The organism is Hwangdonia lutea, from assembly GCF_032814565.1.
In the GTDB taxonomy this organism is placed as follows: domain Bacteria; phylum Bacteroidota; class Bacteroidia; order Flavobacteriales; family Flavobacteriaceae; genus Hwangdonia; species Hwangdonia lutea.
Map to the genome: position 1 here is coordinate 1792259 of NZ_CP136521.1, position 23099 is coordinate 1815357.

Annotated in this window: 24 protein-coding genes; 14 read left to right on the forward strand and 10 right to left on the reverse strand. The window is 35.0% G+C overall.

Translation table 11 applies throughout. The features are described from left to right. Window positions 1-13 precede the first annotated feature (13 nt). On the forward strand, window positions 14-328 hold the full coding sequence (locus tag RNZ46_RS07730) for a hypothetical protein (protein ID WP_316984804.1): 315 nt from the start codon (window positions 14-16) through the stop codon (window positions 326-328). 144 nt (window positions 329-472) lie between these two features. Next, window positions 473-1528: a glycosyltransferase gene (locus tag RNZ46_RS07735; RefSeq protein WP_316984805.1), complete on the forward strand. Its 1056-nt coding sequence runs from the start codon at window positions 473-475 to the stop codon at window positions 1526-1528. On the opposite strand, the gene RNZ46_RS07740 is transcribed toward RNZ46_RS07735, so the two are convergent. Together RNZ46_RS07740 and RNZ46_RS07745 are read right to left on the reverse strand one after the other, a co-directional pair. Further along, window positions 1502-2539: a sensor histidine kinase gene (locus RNZ46_RS07740; RefSeq protein ID WP_316984806.1), complete on the reverse strand. Its 1038-nt coding sequence runs from the start codon at window positions 2537-2539 to the stop codon at window positions 1502-1504. The two genes, RNZ46_RS07735 and RNZ46_RS07740, sit on opposite strands and share 27 nt — an antisense overlap. A gap of 12 nt (window positions 2540-2551) precedes the next feature. Beyond that, entirely contained in the window at window positions 2552-3232 is a 681-nt protein-coding gene (locus RNZ46_RS07745; RefSeq protein WP_316984807.1) for a response regulator transcription factor, read from the reverse strand. A 206-nt stretch (window positions 3233-3438) separates the two neighbouring features. On the opposite strand from RNZ46_RS07745, the gene RNZ46_RS07750 reads away from it, so the two are divergent. The 4 genes from RNZ46_RS07750 (at window position 3439) to RNZ46_RS07765 (ending at window position 6585) form a co-directional block, all read left to right on the forward strand. Beyond that, window positions 3439-3780 (forward strand): T9SS type A sorting domain-containing protein, encoded by a 342-nt coding sequence (locus RNZ46_RS07750; RefSeq protein ID WP_316984808.1) that lies wholly within the window; start codon window positions 3439-3441, stop codon window positions 3778-3780. 102 nt (window positions 3781-3882) lie between these two features. Then, on the forward strand, window positions 3883-4839 hold the full coding sequence (locus RNZ46_RS07755; RefSeq protein WP_316984809.1) for a T9SS type A sorting domain-containing protein: 957 nt from the start codon (window positions 3883-3885) through the stop codon (window positions 4837-4839). Window positions 4840-4928: 89 nt separating this feature from the next. Beyond that, the gene (locus RNZ46_RS07760) at window positions 4929-5909 is read left to right on the forward strand and encodes a LuxE/PaaK family acyltransferase (protein ID WP_316984810.1); all 981 of its coding nucleotides are present in this window, start codon (window positions 4929-4931) and stop codon (window positions 5907-5909) included. Between the two features lie 37 nt (window positions 5910-5946). Next, window positions 5947-6585: a hypothetical protein gene (locus RNZ46_RS07765; protein ID WP_316984811.1), complete on the forward strand. Its 639-nt coding sequence runs from the start codon at window positions 5947-5949 to the stop codon at window positions 6583-6585. Between the two features lie 118 nt (window positions 6586-6703). Here RNZ46_RS07765 and tyrS read toward each other — a convergent pair whose 3' ends face one another. After that, a complete protein-coding gene (gene tyrS, locus RNZ46_RS07770; RefSeq protein ID WP_316984812.1) occupies window positions 6704-7999 on the reverse strand; it encodes a tyrosine--tRNA ligase in 1296 nt (431 codons plus the stop codon). Between the two features lie 155 nt (window positions 8000-8154). Between tyrS and RNZ46_RS07775 the strand changes: the two genes are divergently transcribed. After that, window positions 8155-9162, forward strand: coding sequence for an NAD-dependent epimerase/dehydratase family protein (locus tag RNZ46_RS07775; RefSeq protein WP_316984813.1), 1008 nt, complete (start codon window positions 8155-8157; stop codon window positions 9160-9162). On the opposite strand, the gene RNZ46_RS07780 is transcribed toward RNZ46_RS07775, so the two are convergent. From RNZ46_RS07780 to RNZ46_RS07790, 3 genes are read right to left on the reverse strand one after another with little or no spacing between them, the layout of a single operon-like run. Then, on the reverse strand, window positions 9131-9751 hold the full coding sequence (locus tag RNZ46_RS07780; RefSeq protein ID WP_316984814.1) for a DUF4296 domain-containing protein: 621 nt from the start codon (window positions 9749-9751) through the stop codon (window positions 9131-9133). The two genes, RNZ46_RS07775 and RNZ46_RS07780, sit on opposite strands and share 32 nt — an antisense overlap. Further along, window positions 9748-11094: a dihydroorotase gene (locus RNZ46_RS07785; RefSeq protein ID WP_316984815.1), complete on the reverse strand. Its 1347-nt coding sequence runs from the start codon at window positions 11092-11094 to the stop codon at window positions 9748-9750. Before RNZ46_RS07785 ends, RNZ46_RS07780 begins: the two co-directional genes overlap by 4 nt. Before the next feature lie 11 nt (window positions 11095-11105). Beyond that, window positions 11106-11828 (reverse strand): polyprenol monophosphomannose synthase, encoded by a 723-nt coding sequence (locus RNZ46_RS07790; RefSeq protein WP_316984816.1) that lies wholly within the window; start codon window positions 11826-11828, stop codon window positions 11106-11108. Window positions 11829-11947: 119 nt separating this feature from the next. On the opposite strand from RNZ46_RS07790, the gene RNZ46_RS07795 reads away from it, so the two are divergent. The 3 genes from RNZ46_RS07795 to RNZ46_RS07805 all read left to right on the forward strand — a co-directional run bounded on the left by RNZ46_RS07795 (window position 11948) and on the right by RNZ46_RS07805 (window position 13783). Continuing rightward, window positions 11948-12592, forward strand: coding sequence for a DUF4271 domain-containing protein (locus tag RNZ46_RS07795; RefSeq protein WP_316984817.1), 645 nt, complete (start codon window positions 11948-11950; stop codon window positions 12590-12592). Between the two features lie 26 nt (window positions 12593-12618). Then, the gene (locus RNZ46_RS07800) at window positions 12619-13368 is read left to right on the forward strand and encodes a uroporphyrinogen-III synthase (RefSeq protein ID WP_316984818.1); all 750 of its coding nucleotides are present in this window, start codon (window positions 12619-12621) and stop codon (window positions 13366-13368) included. A gap of 100 nt (window positions 13369-13468) precedes the next feature. After that, a complete protein-coding gene (locus RNZ46_RS07805) occupies window positions 13469-13783 on the forward strand; it encodes a hypothetical protein (protein ID WP_316984819.1) in 315 nt (104 codons plus the stop codon). Between the two features lie 140 nt (window positions 13784-13923). Here RNZ46_RS07805 and pckA read toward each other — a convergent pair whose 3' ends face one another. Then, window positions 13924-15540, reverse strand: coding sequence for a phosphoenolpyruvate carboxykinase (ATP) (pckA, locus tag RNZ46_RS07810; RefSeq protein ID WP_316984820.1), 1617 nt, complete (start codon window positions 15538-15540; stop codon window positions 13924-13926). A 60-nt stretch (window positions 15541-15600) separates the two neighbouring features. After that, complete coding sequence (locus RNZ46_RS07815; protein WP_316984821.1) at window positions 15601-15999, reverse strand: DUF423 domain-containing protein; 399 nt, start codon at window positions 15997-15999, stop codon at window positions 15601-15603. Window positions 16000-16110: 111 nt separating this feature from the next. Between RNZ46_RS07815 and RNZ46_RS07820 the strand changes: the two genes are divergently transcribed. Then, the gene (locus RNZ46_RS07820) at window positions 16111-17475 is read left to right on the forward strand and encodes a saccharopine dehydrogenase family protein (protein WP_316984822.1); all 1365 of its coding nucleotides are present in this window, start codon (window positions 16111-16113) and stop codon (window positions 17473-17475) included. Between the two features lie 13 nt (window positions 17476-17488). Here RNZ46_RS07820 and dinB read toward each other — a convergent pair whose 3' ends face one another. Beyond that, window positions 17489-18610: a DNA polymerase IV gene (dinB, locus tag RNZ46_RS07825; RefSeq protein ID WP_316984823.1), complete on the reverse strand. Its 1122-nt coding sequence runs from the start codon at window positions 18608-18610 to the stop codon at window positions 17489-17491. 75 nt (window positions 18611-18685) lie between these two features. Between dinB and RNZ46_RS07830 the strand changes: the two genes are divergently transcribed. The 3 genes from RNZ46_RS07830 to RNZ46_RS07840 are packed head-to-tail and all read left to right on the forward strand — an operon-like array spanning window position 18686 to window position 20605. Continuing rightward, window positions 18686-19156: a CYTH domain-containing protein gene (locus RNZ46_RS07830; protein WP_316984824.1), complete on the forward strand. Its 471-nt coding sequence runs from the start codon at window positions 18686-18688 to the stop codon at window positions 19154-19156. 19 nt (window positions 19157-19175) lie between these two features. Then, the gene (locus tag RNZ46_RS07835) at window positions 19176-19730 is read left to right on the forward strand and encodes a YciI family protein (RefSeq protein WP_316984825.1); all 555 of its coding nucleotides are present in this window, start codon (window positions 19176-19178) and stop codon (window positions 19728-19730) included. Next, on the forward strand, window positions 19730-20605 hold the full coding sequence (locus tag RNZ46_RS07840) for an endonuclease/exonuclease/phosphatase family protein (RefSeq protein WP_316984826.1): 876 nt from the start codon (window positions 19730-19732) through the stop codon (window positions 20603-20605). The genes RNZ46_RS07835 and RNZ46_RS07840 overlap by 1 nt, the downstream gene beginning before the upstream one ends. A gap of 2 nt (window positions 20606-20607) precedes the next feature. On the opposite strand, the gene pbpC is transcribed toward RNZ46_RS07840, so the two are convergent. Beyond that, window positions 20608-22959, reverse strand: coding sequence for a penicillin-binding protein 1C (gene pbpC / locus RNZ46_RS07845; protein ID WP_316984827.1), 2352 nt, complete (start codon window positions 22957-22959; stop codon window positions 20608-20610). Window positions 22960-23099 lie beyond the last annotated feature (140 nt).

The following is a 23099-nucleotide window of genomic DNA, read 5'->3' on the forward strand; positions in this document are numbered from 1 at the left end:
TAGGAATCAAAAAATGAAACATTTAATTGTAAAAACATTAAATAAAGACTATAAAGCTCTCATAGCTTTAAAAAATTTCCCAAATGGTGGAGCTGCAAGTAGTTATGATTTAGGATATATAATTAGTCAAATAATATATAGGCTGGGAGAAGATGAGTTTTTAAGTTTGGTTAAGAAATTTCCTAAGAACGAGCAAAATTTTGAAGGGTTAATTGATGTTGGCTTAGAATATGGAGACAATAATTACGATGGGAAAATGGATGATAAAAAATTTGAACAAGAATTCCCTAAACTATATCAATTCTTAATTATAACCCCAAATTATTAATCGTGGAACGAATACCTTTGTATAAAATTTAAATTAGCAAAAACATCCCACTACATACATTTTTTACTTTTAAAATGACAAGTATTGAAGTATGGGTGCTTTAGGGATTTCAGCCGAAGATTTGAGTCAAAACCAAAATAAAAAATGAAAAAACGAATATTGGTTGCACCGTTAAATTGGGGCCTTGGGCACGCCACCAGATGCATACCCATAATTAAGGCTTTAATAACTTGTGGTTTTGAGCCAATTTTGGCCAGCGATGGCGATGCATTGTTGCTTTTGCAAAAGGAATTTCCAGATTTAATTGCCATAGCATTGCCCGCATATCATATTACTTATGCTAAAAAAAAGCAGCATTTTAAATTGAAACTGTTAAAGGATGCGCCAAAGCTTATTAAAACGATTAAAGCAGAAAAAAAAGTGACTGCTCAAATTGTTGAAAGCCATCAAATTTCAGGGATTATTTCTGATAATCGATGGGGTGTATATAACGATAAAATACCATCGGTTTTTGTAACGCATCAACTCAATGTTTTAAGCGGAAACACTACGTGGTTGAGTACTAAAATGCATCAAAAATTAATACAGAAATTTGATGCATGTTGGATCCCCGATACCGCAGAGACCATTAATTTAAGCGGAAAGTTAGGGCATGCAGATGCATTTAAATTCTCAAAAAAATATATAGGGCCTTTAAGCCGATTTGAAAAACAAAATGTACCTATGGCAAATGCCATTTTGGTGCTGCTTTCTGGTCCCGAACCGCAACGCAGTTTACTTGAAAAGCAGCTTTTTAAAGCATTTAAAAACTTTGATAAAAACATTGTTTTTGTAAAAGGCGTCATTGAAAAAGAGCAGACCGTTCAAGTTATGGGGAACATGTCGATTTACAATTTTATGACTTCCGAATTGCTCGAAAAAACCATAAACGAAAGTGCTTTGGTTATTGCCAGATCGGGTTATACCACCATTATGGATTTGTCTAAACTTGATAAAAAAGCTTTTTTTATACCAACGCCCGGGCAATTTGAACAGGAATATTTAGCGAAACGATTAACCGATTTAAACTTAGTACCAAGCTGTAATCAAGAAGATTTTAAAATAGATAAGCTTAAGAGTGTTGAAGATTTTAAAGGCTTAAAAACCTTAAATTACAACACAGATTTTAAGGATTTATTTAGCCTTTTCGAGCGTGAATGAAAACTCGCTGCCCACACCAAATTCGCTTTCTACATATATTTTTTCGTTGTGCGCTTCAATAATATGCTTTACAATAGATAAGCCCAAGCCAGAACCGCCAACTTTTCGGTTTCCGGTTTTATCGACTCTAAAGAAACGCTCGAACAAACGGGGTACGTGTTTTTTTTCAAGGCCTTCGCCATTATCGGTAATGCGCACAATAGCCTTGTTTTTTATTAAATTTTCTATGCTAACCTCGGTGGTGCCTTTTTCTTTGCCATATTTTATGGAGTTTACAATAAGGTTTGCCAACACTTGCTGAATACGCTCTTTATCGGCCTTTACTAAAACAGGTTTTATATAGTCGGTATCAAAAGTTAGGGTGATGTTTTTTTTGTGTGCCCGCATTTCAAACATATCAAACACATTGCTTATCAATTCTACAATATCAAACACTTCAAGATTCAAACTTAAATCGCCAATTTCCAATTTGGTAATCATATCTAAATCTTTAACAATATAACTGAGTCTTTCCACACCTTTATTGGCGCGTTCCAAATATTTTTTTCTTATGTTTTTATCATCAATAGCGCCATCTAAAAGCGTTAAGATGTATCCTTGAACTGTAAATAGGGGCGTTTTTAATTCGTGGGAAATGTTACCTAAAAACTCTTTGCGGTATTTTTCTCGAACTTTAAGTGTTTCAATTTCCAGTTTTTTATCGCGTGCAAATTTGTCTATTTCTTTGGTAAGTGTGCCCATATCGGTAGTAATAGAGCCTCTGGTTAAACTTGCGGATTCCAAAAGTGTTAAGTCGTCGTATATTTTTTTTACACGTCTGTAAATAAAGCGTTCAACCCGCAATTGAATTACGACAAACGAGAAAGCATAACTGACCAGTGCAAATGCCAAAATAAGCCCCCAATTAATGGTGTAAAAGACAAATAAAAAAACACTCAATAAGAGCGTTATAAAAAATGTAATAAATAGCGATGTTTTAATCGCAAAACGATATGTTCTTTTTAATTTCAAGTATTAAAAATATTAATCTACAAATTTATAACCAACACCTTTAACGGTTTTAAAGCTATCGTCTCCTATTTTTTCGCGTAGTTTACGAATGTGCACATCAATGGTTCGTCCGCCAACTACCACTTCATTGCCCCAAACCTTATCAAGAATCTCGTCGCGCTTAAAAACCTTTCCCGGTTTTGAGGTTAATAAAGATAGCAATTCAAATTCCTTTCGAGGTAAAATAATTTCCTTTCCGTTTAAAATTATTTTGTAGGCATCTCTATCAATTACCAAATTACCAATTTTAACCTTAGCAGTTTTGGAGTCTTGTTTAAACCTGCGCAAAAGGGCCTTTACCTTACTTATTAAAACTTTTGGTTTTATGGGTTTTGTAATGTAATCGTCGGCACCGGCATCAAAACCTGCAACTTGCGAATAGTCTTCGCCCCTTGCCGTTAAAAAGGTAATAATAGTATCTTTTAAATCTGGATTTTTTCTGATGATTTCACAGGCTTCAATACCGTCCATCTCGGGCATCATCACATCTAAAATAATTAAATGAGGGAGTTCTTTTTTAGCTTTTTTTACGGCTTTTGCCCCATTTTCGGCCGTTATAACTTGATAGCCTTCATTGGATAAATTATAACCAACAATTTCCAAAATGTCGGGCTCGTCATCAACTAAAAGTATTTTTATATCCTTTTTATTCATTGTAAAAACAATAGATTATATCATAAAATTCGGAGTAAAGATAAAACTAATAACACAACTTTATTGGTCATGCAAAAATTAATAACATTTAGATAATCTATAGTTTACACGGATTTAACCTTTCGATAAATGGGTGAAATCTTTAACACTTTTTTGGTATGGATTTTGACGTAAATTGTTTAATTTTATAAGATTGAAAGTTAACTATGGGAAAAAACTACTTTTTTACTACACTTTTTGTTTTAATGTTTTTTGTAGGCCAACCGGGGTTTGCACAGGCAGGCAACTCTAATTTACCTGCGCAACAAAACATTGAAGGGCTTTCTATTTACCCTAATCCTGTTAATAACGGTAAACAGTTTATATATATTACATCTAAAAATAGTTTGACGAAGAAAATTGAAATTTTTAATGCCTTAGGAAAACGTATTTTATCGACGGTATTAGTTGGCAAGGAATTAAATATTTCGAAACTGAGTACCGGTGTTTATATTTTAAAAATCACCGAGAGCAACGTGAGCGAAACTCGAAAATTAGTGATAAAATAATTATAACGTCATTTCATCGTTAAAAATCAACCTAATAGGTTGATTTTTTGGTTTATATGTAAAAGTCTTTTTATTTTAATAGTCTAATTAATCCCTATTATTATGAAAAAACTTTACTTTTTATTTACTGCATTATTAATTGGATCTGTTTCCTACGGTCAAACTTTGTTAGAAGATGATTTTGATTATGGAGCTTCTGCTGGTGATTTAACTACCATAAGCGGAGGTAATTGGGTTAATCATTCTGGTTCAACAACTGTTTTATACGACACTAGCAGTTTAACTATGGTAAACTATCCATCTTCTGGAGTAGGAGGCTCTGCAACCATAACTGGATCTAACTCAGAAGATGTTAACCGTACTTTTACAGAACAAACTTCAGGTACAATATATTTTAGTGCTTTAGTTAGTATTAGTGCTGTTGGTTCTGGGAATTATTTCTTTCATTTAAAAGATACAGGAAACCAGTTTAGAGCTAGAATTGGAGCGAAAGACGACGGATCAGGAAAAATTTTATTTGGAATTGGGGCGACCTCCAGTACTTTATCTTATGGAACGACCCCTTTTGATTTAAATACTACATATCTCATTGTTGGTTCGTTTAATATTGATACTGGTTTATCAAATCTATATATATTATCCTCTCATTCTGCAACTGAACCTGGAGTTCCAGAGGCAACTAACACATCTGCAAATACGGCTGCAATGTCTGCTGTGGCTTTTCGACAATCTAGTAATATTCCAGTAGCTACAATTGATGGTGTAAGAGTTGGAACTACATGGAATAACACGGTAGTATCTACTGTGTTAAATACTAAAAACAACCAAATTGAAGGTTTCAGCATGTACCCCAATCCAACAAATAAAGGTTATGTAAACATATCGAGCAGAAGCAACTCGAATATGGAAGTATCGGTTTACGATATTTTAGGTAAACAAGTAATCAACGCAACGGTAACCAACAAAAGATTGGACGTGTCTAATTTAAATACCGGTGTTTATATTATGAGAGTGGCTCAAGACGAGGCCTCCATCACAAAAAAATTGGTAATCCAATAAACATTAAAACATACATTTTAAAAGCGTTGCAAGTAGCGACGCTTTTTTATTTTGTATACTTTTGCCTTAGCTCGAAAAGCAATAATTAAATGATAGACCCAAACGCCATTTTTAATATTAAAAACCAAACAGAGTTTGAAGATTTAGCACTACAAATTTTTAGGCACCAGTTTGAAAACAACCGTGTGTATCGCTCATTTTGCGATTTACTTTATAAACACCCAAGCGATATTAAAACCATTCGAGACATTCCTTTTTTGCCCATTCAGTTTTTTAAATCACACAGCATATTAAGCAGTAAGGCTGATGTTGAAACCACCTTTACAAGTTCGGGCACTACAGGAAGTTTAATAAGTAAACACGAGGTAACCGACATAAAAATTTACGAACAAAGTTTTACAAAAGGCTTCCATCAGTTTTATGGCAATATTGAAGATTATGTGGTTTTAGCCTTGTTACCGTCTTATTTAGAGCGCGAAGGTTCCTCATTAATCTACATGGTTAATGCTATGATTTCACAATCCAATCACGCTGAAAGTGGTTTTTATCTCAACAATATTTCCGAATTAAAGGACACCTTAATAAAGTTAAATACCGAAGGAAAAAAAGTATTGTTAATTGGAGTTTCCTTTGCTTTATTGGATTTAATTGAAACCTATCAGTTCCATCTTAAAAATACCATTATTATGGAAACAGGCGGGATGAAGGGTAGGCGAAAGGAATTGATTCGAGATGAATTACACAAAAAATTAAAAGCAGGTTTTGTTGTTGAAACCATACACAGCGAATATGGCATGACCGAGCTTTTAAGTCAAGCTTATTCAAAAGGCAACGGTGTTTTTAATTGCCCCAATTGGATGCGGATATTAACACGAGATACCGAAGATGCTTTGACTATTCAAAAATCGGGAAAAACAGGCGGCATAAATGTAATAGACTTAGCCAATGTAAATTCCTGTGCTTTTATCGCGACCCAAGATTTAGGAAAAACCTATAACGATGGGTCTTTTGAAGTGATAGGACGTTTTGACAACTCCGATATTAGAGGTTGTAATTTGATGGTGTTATAATTTTATGTAAATTAAACCTTACTTGTAAATTATCGATATGAAAAATATATTATTTATATCTGTTTTCTTTATTTCAATAATTGGTTATTCACAAAAGAAGCTTGTGAAATATTATAATGAAAAGGGTGTCGAGGTTTCAAAAAGTAAATTTAAAAAAAGCATAAATTACAAGGTAAACTTAGATACCTATTTTGAAAATGACACTACTAAAAACTATATTTTAATACCAAGATCTGTTGTTGGTAAATTAAACCCTAAAGAATTTATTGCTCTTAAAAACCATTTAAATAAAATAAGTCGTTTTGAATTAGACACAACTAAGTTTATTGTAATCAATTACTTGTCTTCAATACCAAATAAATCTAAAAACACTAAGCCAAACCCTTATTGGAATGCATTTGGTAAGGAGTATTTAAGAAAAATAGATAGAATTGATAACATTCAACAATACTCAATTTACAATCCAGAAAATAACCATTTAAAGTACTTCCATAAAAAAAGATTTAATTGGTTAGCAGATGAGCATGATTTTATAAAAAACATGTTTTTTCCTTATGATGTAATGTATGGGAACTTCCTAATTATTAGACCTAGTGGTGTTTTTGTTTACTATTTAGGCGAGCATAGTGAGTATCAGATTTTAGAAACCACAAAGAAATTTTTAAATAAAGACTAGTTTTCTGTAAGATTACCGCAGTTATTACGACCAAATAAAGAGCTAAGAAAAAGAAAAATTAGTTTTTTTAGTTGGTTGGTTAAAGAAAGCCTGAGGTTTACCTCAGGCTTTCTGTTTTTTATACAATGCGCAAAACAAAGTAATTCTTTTTACCGCGTTGCAGCAATACAAATTTGTTATTAATCAAATCTTTGGAAGTGACTTTATAATCATCCTTTACCTTTTCTTTGTTTACCGAAATTGAGTTTTCTTTTAAGGCCCGACGCGCTTCGCCGTTAGATTTTAAAAAACCTCCTTTTTCGGCCAAAGCTGCAATAATATCCAAGCCGTTTTCAATGTCATCTTTAGAGATTTCGGTTTGTGGTACGCCATCAAAAACATCTAAAAAGGTTTGTTCGTTCAGCTGCTTTAAATTCTCGCTTGTAGATTTTCCAAACAAAATGGCGCTCGCTTTTATGGCATTGTCTAAATCAGCTTTAGAGTGTACCATCGTTGTTACTTCTTCGGCCAAACGTTTTTGTAAAGCACGTAAATGTGGTGCTTCTTGATGTGTTTCAATCAAACCTTCAATTTCTGTTCTGCTTAAAAAAGTAAAGATTTTAATATATTTTTCGGCATCAACATCGCTTGTGTTTAACCAATATTGATAGAATTTGTACGGCGAAGTTCTTTCGGCGTCAAGCCATATATTTCCGCCTTCGGTTTTTCCAAATTTGGTGCCATCGGCTTTGGTTATCAATGGCCATGTTAAGGCGTATCCTTTGCCAGAATCTACTCGACGAATTAACTCTGTACCCGTGGTAATATTGCCCCATTGGTCGCTGCCGCCCATTTGAAGGGTGCATTTTTTATCCCTGTAAAGGTGTAAAAAATCGTAGCCTTGTACTAATTGATAAGTGAATTCTGTAAAACTCATACCAACCGATGATTCAGATGACAAACGTTTTTTCACCGAATCTTTGGCCATCATATAATTTACGGTAATATGTTTACCGACATCGCGAATAAATTCTAAAAACGAGAACTCTTTCATCCAGTCGTAATTGTTAACAATAATAGCGGCATTTTCAGCATCGCTATCAAAATCTAAAAACCGCGACAATTGTTCTTTTATAGCGTTTTGGTTATGCAAAAGGGTTTCTTCGTTAAGTAAGTTACGCTCTGCCGATTTTCCCGAAGGATCACCAATCATGCCCGTAGCTCCGCCAACAAGCGCAACGGGTTTGTGTCCTGCCAATTGAAAATGCTTAAGGCCCATAACACCCACCATGTGTCCAATGTGTAAAGAATCTGCGGTTGGATCAATGCCCACATAAGCCAAACGCATAGCCTCTAACAAATGCTCTTCTGTCCCAGGCATACTGTCTTGTATCATGCCTCTCCACGTTAATTCTTCAACAAAATTCTTTCTCATTGCTCTATATATTTTATAAACTTTGGCAAAGATAAAAATACGTGCATAATTACACTTGTATATTGAATAATTCTTTGGATTAAAAGACGTAAGACCAATGACTGAAAACTAATTTATTCCCGCTATCTATTTGAATTATTCATTACTTTAGTGCCATGATATTAGTTACGGGTGGCACCGGTTTGGTTGGTGCACATTTACTTTATAATCTGGTTAGTAATAACGAACCTGTTCGCGCTATTTACAGAACCGAGCGTAAGCTTGATAATGTAAAACAGGTGTTTTCGGGTTATAACGAAGCATATGAATCGTTGTTTAATTCCATTGAATGGGTTGAGGCCGATATTTTAGATATACCCTTATTATCCGATGCTTTTGTGGATGTTACCCATGTTTACCACTGTGCCGCTTTTGTGTCTTTCGAACCCAATAAATATCACGAGTTGCGGCGTACAAATATTGAAGGTACTGCCAATATTGTTAATCTTTGTATTTCGAATAACATAGAAAAATTATGCTACGTAAGCTCTATTGCAACTATAGGAAAAGCTTTGAATAATGAGCCGATTACCGAAGAAACCCATTGGAATCCCGAAGGCGATAACAGCGTTTATGCCATTACAAAATACGGTGCCGAAATGGAAGTTTGGCGCGCTACACAAGAAGGTGTTAAGGTGGTTATTGTAAATCCAGGCGTTATTTTAGGCGCGGGTATTTGGCGTTATGGCAGTGGCAGTTTATTTAAAAAAGCGCATAAAGGCTTAAAATATTATACTGCCGGAACTATTGGATTGGTTGATGTTAAGGACGTGGTCTCCATTATGGTGGCGCTTTTAAAAAGTGATTTTAATAACGAACGCTTTATTTTAGTGGCCGAAAACTGGACTTACAAACAGTTTTTGCAAAGTATGGCAAAAGCTGTTAAGGCAAAACCGCCAAAAAAAGTAGCCAAACTTTGGTTGTTGCAAATAGCGTGGAGAATGGATTGGTTGACCCATAAACTAACCGGAAAAAGAAGGCAATTAACAAAGCAGATAGTAACCTCGTTGGATTCTGAAACCCATTACAGCAATGCTAAAATAAAAAAGGCGATTGGTGTTGAGTTTACACCAATTGACAAAAGCATAACTGCTATTGGAAATCTGTATCTGAAACAGGTGTAATTAGCAACACATCAGATTTAGATTTGAGTTTGAATCTGGTAAGCGAATCTTTTTTAATCAGTATATTTAAAGAATCCTTTAATGTTATCAATCGTAAAGAGTCCTTTTTAATTAAAGGGCTGAGCGAATCTTTTTTTACTAAAATATTGAGGTGTTCTTTTAGTTTTAAAATCTGCGTTGAATCTTTCTTAATAATACCTCGTATAGAATCCCTGTACTTTTTTTCCGCTTCTTCTTTTAGTGCTAAATCGGCATACTTGGTTTTTAAAACCTCAAAACTATCTTTTACTTTATCGTAAATAGCCTTGTAATCATCAATATAATAAGCGTAATAATCGTTGCTTAAAGCAAACTGCAAACTATCAATACCGTACTTGTTGTACACATAGATTTCAGCTTGCAAATTGTTATTATCTAAGATGGTTTTGTTTGTGCCGTTTGCAGAAGATAGCAGCCTAACATCCATGATAATATGCACCATTTTTTCCTTCGGAATTAAATTCTTGGGCTTTTTAGGTTTATCATATTTAAAGCAAGCTGTTGCTAAAAATAAAACTGTAATATATGCAAATAATCGTTTTAAAATCATCTATTAAAAGTTAATCGTCTTGCAGCTTTAACATCATAAAACTTAAAGTTTTTATAGGCTAGGCTACCGTTTATAAAGGTATGCGTTATCCTCGATTTAAAGGTTGTACCCTCAAACGGAGACCAGGCGCATTTGTAAAGAATATTCTCTTTATTAACTGTCCACGGATGGTGTAAATCCACCAAAACCAAATCGGCAAAATAGCCTTCTTTTATAAATCCGCGTTTTTCAACCTGAAATAAAATGGCAGGATTATGGCACATTTTTTCAACTATTTTTTCTATCGAAATTTTGTTTTTATGATGCATTTCCAACATGGCCGGTAATGCGTGTTGCACTAATGGGCCGCCCGATGGTGCTTTGGTATAAACGTTTTCTTTTTCTTCGATAGTATGTGGCGCATGGTCGGTGGCGATTACATCAATTCTGTCATCGAGCAAAGCTTCCCACAGTTGGTCTTTATCTTTTTTAGATTTTACCGCAGGGTTCCATTTAATGAATGTGCCCTTTTCATCGTAATCTTTATCGGTAAACCACAGATGATGAATGCACACCTCGGCCGTAATTTTTTTGTCTTTTAAAGGCGTTTTGTTATCAAATAGAGCAGTTTCCTTTCCAGTTGAAAGATGAAACACATGCAATCGTGCGCCGGTTTTTTTGGCTAGTTCGATGGCTTTTGAAGAGGATAAATAGCAAGCTTCTTCACTTCTAATTTCCGGGTGATATTTAATGGGAATGGCGTCGCCGTATGTTTCAAAATATTTTTTAAAATTAGCTTTTATGGTGCCTTCGTCCTCACAATGAACGGCGATTAATAAGTTGGTTTTAGAGAAAATATTTTCTAAAACCTCGGGGTTGTCAACCAACATATTTCCTGTTGAAGACCCTAAAAACAGTTTTAATGCCGCAACATTTTTGGCATCAACTTTTAAAATTTCATCTAAATTATCGTTGGTGCCACCAAACATAAACGAGTAGTTTGCCGATGAAGTTTGTGCCGCAATCTCAAATTTTTCTTCCAGTTTTTCGATGGTAGTTGTTTGCGGATTGGTGTTTGGCATTTCAATAAACGAGGTGATACCGCCCGCAATAGCAGCTTTAGATTCGGTTTTAATATTGGCTTTGTGGGTTAAACCGGGTTCTCTAAAATGTACCTGATCGTCAATAACACCGGGAAGCAGATATTTTCCTTCGGCATCAAATACGTGCACATCGGCAGTTTTCGCACTTATCGATTTGCTAATTTCCTTAATATATTCGCCCTCAATTAAAATGTCGCCCAAAAATATGTTGCCTTCATTTACAATGTTGGCATTTTTAATAAGTGTTGTTTTCAAGGTCATTTTTCTGCTTTTTATTTTTTAAACAAACTTTTTAATTTCATCGAAATTACACCAAAAACAGCTTCCGAAATTATTCCGGAACTCAGTTTAGATTCGCCTTTGGTTCTATCGGTAAAAATTACAGGCACTTCAACTATTTTAAATTGCTTTAAATAGGTCTTAAATTTCATTTCTATTTGAAACGCATATCCTATAAATTTAATTTTACTTAAATCGATGGTTTCCAATACCTGCCTTTTGTAACACACAAAACCTGCGGTAGTATCGTGGATGCGCATGCCTGTAATAATACGTACATATTTTGATGCCAAATAAGACATAAGCACACGTGCCATAGGCCAATTTACAACATTAACACCCTTTACATAACGCGACCCGATGGCTAAATCGGCACCATCATTTTTACAAGCATTGTACAGTTTTATTAAGTCTTTTGGATTGTGTGAGAAATCGGCATCCATTTCGAAAATATATTGATACGATTTTTCCAAACTCCAATAAAACCCATGAATATAGGCAGTGCCCAATCCAGCTTTTTCTTTACGGATTTCTATAAATAAACGATTGGGGAATTCCTCTTGAAGCTCCTTGACTTTTAAACCGGTTAAATCGGGTGAATTATCATCAACTACGAGAACGTGAATATGATCAGATTGCGAAAAAACGGCTCTAATAATAGCTTCAATATTCTCTATTTCGTTGTATGTTGGAATTATAACAACCGTATCTTGCATTGGATATATATTGTAATCGTAATATTTTTAGCAAATGTACACTATTTAAAAATTTATTTTTTTTAAATTTTCCTTAATATTTCTAGACAAAGTGTGAATAATTATAATAATTTTAGGGCATGTATCGCGACATCATCTCAAACGAACTTTTTACCGTTTTAATGGTTATTGGGCTGGCCATTATTGCAACCGCAAAACTGGTGGCGCCACAGCGGTTTGCTGATTTTTTTTACGTGTTGGTCAATTCTAAATACCTTAAAATATACGTAAAGGACCAAAAATTTTTAGATAAGTTTGATGCTTTGCTTTTTTCCAACTTGGTGATTTCGGCTTCTGTTTTTTGCCATTTGGTTTACCAATACGCCAATAACACTAAAGCCGTTTCGGTAAATCTGCTTTTTAAATTGGTTTTTGGCATCGGCACATTTATACTTATTAAAGTACTTATTGAACGCTTAATAGCCAGCCTTTTTGAAATTGATAAATTAATGGATCAATACCTTTTTCAAAAAATAACTTATAAAAATTATTTAGGCTTGTTATTATTACCCATTAACGCTTTGTTGATTTTTTCAATTGAGCCCACAATGCCTGTTTTTTATACTATAATGGCGCTTATATTGGTTGTTAATATTTCTGGCGTAATCACTTCATTTAAAACACATCAAAACACGATAAAAGGCAACTTGTTTTATTTTATTTTGTATCTTTGCGCTCTCGAAATTGCACCTTATGTGGTTTTATATAAGGTATTTGTTTCGTAAAGTAACTAAACAAACTACTTGTGTACATGAAAGTGAAAACAATTTTAGTATCTCAGCCAGAACCTAAAATAGAGAACTCCCCTTATTTTGATTTACAGGAAAAGCAAAAGGTAAAAATAGATTTTAGACCTTTTATACATGTTGAAGGTGTGCCAGCAAAGGAAGTTAGGCAACAAAAAGTAGATTTAAACAACTACACTGCCATTATTTTAACAAGTAGAAATGCTGTAGACCATTTTTTTAGAGTTGCTGAAGAAATGCGTTTTAAGGTTCCAGACTCTATGAAATATTTTTGTCAGTCTGAAGCGGTAGCTTATTATCTTCAAAAATATGTGGTTTACAGAAAACGAAAAATTTATGTTGGTAAACGTACTTTTGCTGAACTTTCACCACTAATCAAAAAGTATAAAGACGAAAAATTCTTATTGCCAAACACCGATAAAGTGAAGCCAGAAGTGCCAAGTACTTTAGATGCGCTTGGTGTAGATTGGAAACAAGCTACTTTTTACAAAACGGTTGTAAGTGATTTATCCGATCTGGAAAATGTAACTTACGATGTGTTGGTGTTTTTCAGTCCGTCCGGAATCGAATCGTTATTTAAAAACTTCCCGGATTTTAAACAAAACGAAACGCGTATCGCCGTTTTTGGAAACACGACAATTAAGGCTGTTGAAGAAAAAGGATTACGTGTAGATATTGCAGCTCCAACGCCCGAAACACCTTCTATGACGATGGCTTTGCAAAAATATATCGATAAAGCTAATAAAGGGAAATAGACTTTTTAGCTTATTGATTAAAAAGGGATGATACTAAAATATCATCCCTTTTTTTATTATTTAATCGTATATTTAGATACAACCTTTTAAATTATTAAAGATGAAGAAAAATATTTTATGCTTAATGTTAGTGGCATTGTCGTTGGGAATGTGTCCAAACACCGTTATGGCTGCCGATAAAAATCCAAAAAACATCACTGCGAAGACTCATGAAATGCCTCCTGAGGTTAAAGTAATGATTGATAGGATAAACGAAATCAAGAACATGGATAAATCTTCTTTAACCCGAATGCAAAGGAAAGAACTGCGTAAAGAGGTACGTTCTATGAAAAAAAGTGTAAGAGCATCTGGAAATGGAATTTACATTTCAAGTGGGGCAATCATTATAATTTTACTTTTAATAATAATACTTTAAAAGTTAAATGATTTTAAAAAGATGCTATCTAAAAAGTCTTTATGAATTAAGTTGTCAGGTTGAGCTTGTCGAAATACTCAATATGACATTACAATTACTTTTTAGACAGCTTCTTTTTAATTTTGAATTAGTCTTTATTTTTAAAATGCATAACGCTGCGGGCCGCCACGTCTGATTTCTTCATTACAATGTGCTTCAAACTTTTTAAAGTTTTCTCTAAAGGCATTTGTTAATTTAAATGCTGTGGTGTAGTAGGCCTCATCGTCGTTCCAAGTGGCACGTGGACTTAAAACTTCGGTTGGAACACCGGGACAGGTTCTAGGTTGTGCTACGCCAAAAACCGAATGAATGTGGTAATCGTCGTAATTATACAATCCTAAATCGCCATTTAATACGGCAGTAATCATAGCGCGTGTGTATTTTAATTTCATTCTGGTGCCAACGCCGTAAGGGCCACCAGTCCAACCTGTATTTACCAACCAAACGTTTACGCCCGATTCTTTCATTTTTTTACTTAACATTTCGGCATATTCCGCTGGATGCAATGGCATAAAAGGAGCCCCAAAACAGGCTGAAAAAGAAGGTTGTGGCTCAACGACTCCCGCTTCGGTCCCTGCTACTTTTGCGGTATAACCAGAAATAAAATGATAAGCGGCCTGACTTGGTGTTAATTTAGAAATTGGAGGCATTACGCCAAAAGCATCGGCCGTTAAAAAGAAAATATTTTTTGGGTTTTTGCCAATAGACGGTTGTTTTATATTGTCAATATGATAGATGGGATAACTCACCCTTGTATTTTGCGTAATCGAAATATCTTCAAAATCAACATCTCCTTTTTCATCTAAAATTACATTTTCAAGAATGGCCCCTTTTTTAATGGCATCATAAATCTCAGGCTCTTGTTCCCGCGATAAATTAATTACTTTGGCATAACAGCCACCTTCAAAATTGAATACCGTGTTTTCGTTGGTCCAACCATGCTCGTCATCGCCAATTAAACTTCTGTTGGGATCTGTGGATAATGTGGTTTTTCCCGTTCCAGACAAGCCAAAGAAAATAGCAGTATCGCCAGCTTTACCCACATTGGCACTGCAATGCATGGGCAGCGTGTTTTTAAATACGGGCAAAATAAAGTTTAAAGCCGAAAAAATACCTTTTTTAATTTCGCCGGTGTAACCCGTTCCGCCAATTAAAGCAATTTTTTTAGTGAAATTTAGAATGGCAAAGTTGTGTTGACGCGTCCCGTCTTCTTCCGGAACAGCCATAAAACCTGGAGCGTTAACTATGGTCCATTCTGGATTGAAATCTTTTAATTCGTCTTCCGTTGGACGTAAAAACATGTTATATGCAAACTGATTGCTCCAAGCATATTCGTTAATAACTCGAATGTTTAACTTGTAGTTTTCATCCGCGCAAGCGTAACTATCCCTTACAAAAACTTCTTTGTTAGAGAGGTAGTCAACAACCTTATTGTATAAGGCATCAAACTTATCGGTTTCAAATGGAATGTTTATATCGCCCCACCAAACACGATCTTTAGTAACATCGTCCTTTACAATAAATCGGTCCTTTGGAGAGCGTCCCGTAAACTCTCCGGTATTAACCGCTAAAGCACCAGACGAGGCCTCTTTACCTTGGCCTTTTTCAATAGCAATGTTATGAAGTTGTTCGGGTGAAAGCTGATAATTTACTTTGGCATTTTTTATACCGTAAGATTCTAACGAAATCGTTTTCGTAAATTGGTTGTTATTTCCCATTATTTGTTATAAAATTATTTATCATGCAAAAATAAACATTATTTTAAGCTCTCAAATTATTTAATTGTCATTTTTTGCCTTTATTTTTAAGAAATCTTTAAACAAAAAGCCCCAAGCCAAAATTAAAAGCAATCCGCCAATTGGAGTTATTAAGGCGATACTTTTAAAATTGAAAGAAGTTAAATCATTAGTTGCTAATCCATAAATAGACCCCGAAAAGAAAAACACACCCACCAATACGAAGTAAAAAACCAGTCGTTTTGTGTTTTGGGTAATTAGCGAAGTGCTTCCCACAAACAATAATAATAGGGCATGATACATTTGATAACGGACACCCGTTTCAAAGGTTTGTAGCGATGCTTCCGAAATTAATGCTTTTAATCCGTGAGCAGCAAAAGCGCCTAAAATTACACTGGTTAATCCTAAAAGTGTTGCGGTAATTAAAATTTTCTTGTTCATATTTATATAAATTATTCGTAAAAAATCCCTTTTATATTTATTAAATTCGCAAAATTAATCCGCTTAAAGCGGACTCAACTTTAAAAACAAAATTACTCAACAAATCCCACTATGCGAAAGATTTTAGTTATTGGTTCTGGAAAATCAACATCATACCTTATAAAATATTTATTATACAAGTCGACTTCTGAAAATTTACACATAACAATTGGCGACATCAATTTAGAAAATGCCAAAAAGCTCATTGGGAATCACAAAAATGCCACAACAATTACATTGGATATTTTTAATGAAAATTCTCGCGTTGAAGCTGTTAAAAATGCTGATATTGTAGTGTCTATGCTACCGGCGCGTTTTCATATTGAGGTTGCAAAAGACTGTGTTACCTATAAAAAACATATGGTAACGGCATCTTATACAAGTCCAGAAATGCATGCTTTAGATGAAGCAGCTAAGGCGAACGGGGTGGTTTTAATGAAAGAAATTGGTGTTGATCCTGGGATAGACCACATGAGTGCCATGCAGGTTTTAGACCGCATTAGAGACAAGGGCGGCAAAATTATTTTGTTTGAATCGTTTACGGGCGGTCTCGTTGCGCCTGAGAGCGACAACAATCTGTGGAACTATAAATTTACTTGGAATCCAAGAAATGTGGTGGTTGCCGGACAAGGAGGCGCAGCAAAGTTTTTACAAGAAGGCACGTATAAATATATACCGTACAACCTGTTGTTTAGGCGCACCGAGTTTTTAGATGTTGATGGTTTTGGACGTTTTGAGGCCTATGCAAATCGCGATTCTTTAAAATACCAAAGCGTTTACGGGTTGGATAATATTAAAACATTATACCGAGGAACGATGCGTCGCGTTGGTTTTAGTAGGGCGTGGAATATTTTTGTAGCCTTAGGAATGACTGATGATAGCTACACCATTGATGATAGCGAAAACATGAGTTACCGCGATTTTGTTAATGCCTTTTTGCCGTACAGTCCTTCAGATTCGGTAGAATTAAAATTAAGGCATGCGCTTAAAATAGAGCAAGATGATATTGTTTGGGATAAATTGGTTGAACTGGATATTTTTAATGCTGAAAAGCGTGTTGAACTTAAAAAAGCAACGCCGGCCCAAATTCTTCAAAAAATATTAATGGACAGTTGGACGCTTGCAGAAAACGATAAAGACATGATTGTTATGTACCATAAATTTGGGTACGAACTAAACGGTAAAAAACATCAAATTGATGCCACTATGGTAACGCTTGGAGAGGATCAAACCTATACCGCAATGGCAAAAACCGTGGGCTTACCGGTGGCGATGGCAACATTGGCCATTTTAAACGGTAAAATTAAAACTCCAGGTGTGCAGATACCAATAACGAAAGAAGTTTACGAGCCTATTTTAAAAGAATTAAAAGATTTTGGAATTCAATTTAACGAAAAAGAAGTGCCTTATCTTGGTTACAATCCTTTAAATAATTAATGTTTTGTGGCATCTAAAACTCGAACTTCAACTGTACGCTTACACTTTTTTGTTCCGGTTTATTTTGGCTATGCTCATCACGGTTTTTTTTGGTTTCGGTATTTAAGTTCGATAAAGAAATACCCAATAGCCTAACGGAGTTTTTTAGTTTTTCTTGATACAATAAATCTTTTGTGGTTTCTAAAATTAAAGCGCTATCACTTATAAAATAAGGCAATGTTTTACTACGAGTCTGTAATGTAAAATCGCTGTATTTTATTTTCAATGTTACTGTTTTGCCAGCTACTTTGTTTTTGTTTAAACGCCGCGACACTTCTTCGGCAATATGCTGTAATTTTTCGAGCATAAAAATTTCAGACGATAAATTCTCACTAAACGTACGTTCGGCAGCCAAACTTTTCCTGATGCGGTTGGGCTTTACTTCGCTGTTGTGAATGCCTCGAACGACGTGATAATAATAACGACCCGATTTCCCGAAATTATCAACTAAGTATTCCAACAATTTTTGCTTTAAATCCAAACCGGTAAAAATGCCCTTTTGGTACATTTTTTCAGCTGTTACCTTACCAACACCATAAAATTTACGAATATCCAATTGCTCTAAAAATTCTAAAACTTCTTCAGGATTTACGGTTTTTTGTCCGTTGGGTTTATGGTAATCACTCGCTACTTTAGCAATAAATTTATTGATGGAAATACCAGCCGAAGCCGTAATGCCCACCTCCGTGAAAATACGTTCTCTAATTTCTTCAGCGATTAAGGACGCACTCGGGTTTCCCTTTTTGTTTTCGGTAACATCTAAATAGGCTTCATCCAACGAAAGGGGTTCAACCAAATCGGTGTAATCATAAAAAATAGCCCTGATTTTTTTAGAAATTTCAGAATAGCGTTCAAAACGAGGTTTCACAAAAATTAAATCTGGACATAATTTAGCAGCCAAATTTCCAGCCATGGCACTTTTCACACCAAATTTTCTGGCTTCGTAGCTCGCCGCACTAACTACACCACGTTTACCGCCGCCACCAACGGCAAGGGGTTTGCCTTTTAAATCGGGGTTATCCATTTGTTCAACAGAAGCATAAAACGCATCCATATCCACGTGAATAATTTTTCGAATTGGTAAATCGATAGACATGCTGTAAATTTAGGCATTAAATGCCTTTTAATTATATTTACTCTTGCGGTTATTAAATTTAGATTAGGATAAATAATGATAGAAATAGAACGTAAATTTTTAGTAACCTCCAATGTTTTTAAAGACCGAGCTTTTAAAAGCACACGAATTATTCAAGGGTTTTTAAATCGTGATCCCGAGCGTACCGTTAGGATCCGATTAAAAGGGGACAATGGTGTTTTAACCGTAAAAGGACAATCGTCAAATAATGGTTTGTCGCGATTTGAATGGGAAACAAACATTGAAAAACACGAAGCCGAATCGCTATTAAAACTTTGCGAAAATGGTATTATTAATAAAATTCGACATGAAATAAAAGTAGGAAATCATTTTTTTGAAGTAGACGAGTTTTTTGGAGACAACCAAGGTTTAATAATCGCTGAAGTGGAATTACAACACGAAAACGAATCGTTTGAAAAACCCATTTGGTTGGGTAAAGAAGTGACCGGACAAATAAAATATTATAATTCGCAATTAAGCAAACAACCCTATATTAGCTGGGAATAGCTAATAAAATTTTAAGATTATGAAAAAAATTACAACTTTTATGCTGTTAATTTTTGTTTTTATTTCTTGTAAAGAAGAGGCGAAAACACCCGTTAATGAAATTGACGAAAGAGCTCTTGAAACTGTAGCGCAACCCGTAGATTCAATAATAGAGGTTGAGGTTTTAGAAGAAATACCTGTTAAAAAATCGACAAAGCAGCTTAAAGAAGAATTAACTGCCAAAGGTTTTAAAACTTTTGATTATGTGGACGAAAAAACAAAAGATACCATTTTAATGCAGCAGTATTTTATGGCTTTTTTAAAACGCGGCCCCATTCGCGGACAAAATGAAGAGGAAGCTGCAGACCTGCAAAAAGAACATTTAGCACATTTAGCCAAAATGTACGAGTTGGGCTATGCCGATATTTCTGGGCCATTTGGAGACGATGGCGATATTCGTGGTATTACCATTTACAATGTGCCAACGCTAAAGATGGCAGATAGTTTGGCCAAATCGGACCCCATGGTAAAAGCAGGCCGATTGGAAATTGAAATACATCCGTGGTGGGCAGCAAAAGGCTTTTCGTTACGATAATGCTAAAAATAATTCGAGCCCTTTATCTGCTTTTAAATACGGTAATTATTCTAGCGTTATTGGCTATTCACTTTGTTTTTAAAGAGCATAGCTACCAAAGTTCGTTGCTGTATTACACGTTTCCTCTACCGGTTATTATTCTTGCGGTTTTATTGCTTTCTATTTTTTTAAGTAGAAAATTCAGGAAGTTTAACCTTATTATTGCAAGCCTATTATTACTGGTTTGGTTGGTTAGGAGTTTTAAAATTAATTTTCCTGAAACTATTGATGACACCGATTTAGAGGTTGTTTTCTGGAATGCCTCACATTACAGAACCTTTAACGATGCCTTTAAAGTAAATAATGGTATCCCAGATGTTATGGTGTTGGTTGAAGGTTGTAGGAATGATATTGAAAAACTTAAGTTGCAATATCCAGACTATTATTTTTACTTATCTGATAAAGAAATCGCCATTTTCTCTAAAACGACAATACACGATATAAAGGAAAAAAGAGGGGTTTTCAGTACAACGGTAATAGGTTTTAAAGTTGAGGGTGTTAATTTTTATGCCGTAGATGTATCGGCCAGTTTAGACGTCCCGAGAGCTTGGGCATTGGAGTTGGTGAACCAACATATAAAAAAGCAACAAAACACCGTGGTTTTAGGTGATTTTAATGCGCCCTTTGAATCTAAACACTTAGAGGCAATAAAAACCAATTACAACCACGCTTTTAACGAAAAAGGCAATGGCTTTAGAGAAACTTGGTTTTGGAACATCCCGCTGCTTTCCTTAGACCATATTTGGATATCGAACGATTTGGAAATTCTTAAAACCAAAAAAATAGGGACGTTTAAATCGGACCATAGTATGCTTAAAACCTATGTTGGAAAATAATTTTATTCTAAAATCTCAACCCATCGTTTGGCTTCATTTCCAAATTCATCAACCACAGTAATTAAGTGCTTGCCTGTTTTGGGTTTTATGGCAAACTCGTGGATGTCTTTGGTACTTCCTAAAAACCGATTATTCAAATACCAAAATAATGTGCTTTCAGGTTTGGAATGTGCCATTTTTAAAACGAGGTCGTTGGTGTTGCTATCAAAATCTTTTGGTAAAAAAATACTATTATTTTCTTTCGGATAAATAAACTGCATAGACATGGTATTACCGCCCAAGCAATCATTTCTAAATTTTGGTAACGGTCTATAAAACGGGTTTTTGGCTTTATAATAGAAGGCCATTAAAGGCGGTAAAACAAACCAAGATTTATGGACGATATCACCAATGCTTTCGCAGGAAGAATTGACTTGAAATGTTTCAGTTTTTTCCAAATGAATTAAAACATGATATGGGCAAGGTTTTGTTTTTAAACCACTTATTTGAATGAATTGAGTTTCTGCATTTTTGCAATTTTGTGATGCACGATGGCCGCTTTCTTTACATATTTCTATTTCCTGCATTTCGTCAAAAGGTTCAGCAAACCAATCACTATTTGGCAACAGATCAAACACATCAAACAAAATAGGGGCAGCGGTTTCTACGCCAACCAAACCAGGGCGTCCTTCGCCATCGGCATTGCCAACCCAAACCCCAACAACATAATCTTTTGTGGTGCCAATAGCCCAAGCATCACGAAACCCAAAACTGGTTCCTGTTTTCCAAGCGATTTGTTTAGAACCATCAAAAAAAGCCCAACTCTCGTCGCTTTCGGGGCGGTTTACTTCTTTTAAGCTATTGTAAGTTAAATAAATGGAAGCGGCATCAAATAAGGTTTTATCGGTTGTCTTCTTTCCAAAATCAACAGTTTCAGAAGCTAAAAAAGTAGGTTCGCAAAACTCATTTGAAAAATATTCAGAAGACGTTTCAGAAAAATGATTTAAGGTTGACGACAATGCCGCATAGCTTTTGCACAAATCCCACAAATTACTTTCGGCACCACCAAGAATTAAAGACAGTCCGTAATGATTGGCATTATATTTTAAATCTTTTAACTGCAATTGTTTTAAATAATGATGAAATCTATCCAAACCAAATTCCTGTAACATTCTAACCGAAGGCACATTTAAAGACCGCGATAAGGCACGACTTGCCGGCACAACGCCATCGTAGGTTTTATTGTAATTTTCAGGGTTATAACTTCCAAATTGCGAAGGCACATCGGCAACCAAAGTATGTGGTAATATATCTCCGGCATCCAACATGGCAGTGTATAAAAAGGGTTTTAAAATACTGCCTGTGCTTCGGGGTTTATTAACAATATCCACATGATTTTGATGCGTTTTATCTGTTGGTGTATTGCCCACATACGCTAAAACCTGTCGGGTATTTACATCTAAAACCAAAACGGCAGCATTATGGATTTCATTTTGACTTAACTTTTTGTAATGGCTTTTTACAATGCTATTGACTTGCTTTTGAAGTTGTGCGCTTATAGTCGTTTGGATGCGTTTCCCGTTATAGGATTTAGCTGTTTTTTGTAATAAATGTGGTGCGGTTTGTGGCAGCGGATAGGGTTTTTGCGACAACCTTTCAACAATTGATAAATTATAAGTTAGCGAATCTATAATATTTTTATCCAAAAGCTTTTTTAAAAGCCGGTTGCGTTTTTTTAGTAAACGCTCTTGATTTTTCCCGGGATAAATTAAACTTGGGGCGTTGGGCAAAACGGCAAGTGTTGCACTTTCTGCCCACGATAAATGCATTGCATTTCTATTAAAATAGCGCCACGATGCCGCATCGAGGCCCACGACATTTCCGCCAAAAGGGGCATGACTTGAGTAGTAGGATAGGATTTTGTTTTTAGAATCTCGAAATTCCAATCTTGTGGCTAAAATAATTTCCTTTAATTTTTCAAAATAGGTGCGTTGTGTGCCTTTTCTAGACAATCGGATAACCTGTTGTGTTATGGTGCTTCCGCCACGTGTAACTTTGCCAGATTTTATATTATCTCGCAACGCTTTAAAGATGGAAATGGGGTTAAACCCGGGGTGCTTATAAAAATACTCGTCTTCAAACTGAATGATGCAGGTTTTAAATTTTTCGGGAATGGAATCGTTTTCAGGGAATCGCCACTGCCCGTCTTTGGCAATTTGCGCCCCTAACAATTCGTTGTTTGAGCTTGTAATTACGGTTGAGGTAGGATCTTTAAAAAGTTGATTTGGTAAACAAAAATAATAGACAACCAAAAGTACAGTTATAATTACTGATTTAATTTTATGGCGCTTTATGTAGTTTGTTAATCGTGTCACTTAAAAATATATACTCTAAGCGTTTGTGTTTAGATGTGTCTTAAGATTAATTTAACCCTTCCGCCTTTGATTTCTTATAGTGAAATCAAAGCCACCTTCCCTTATAAAGGGAAGGAGTTTGTTTTTTGTTTCTATTTAAA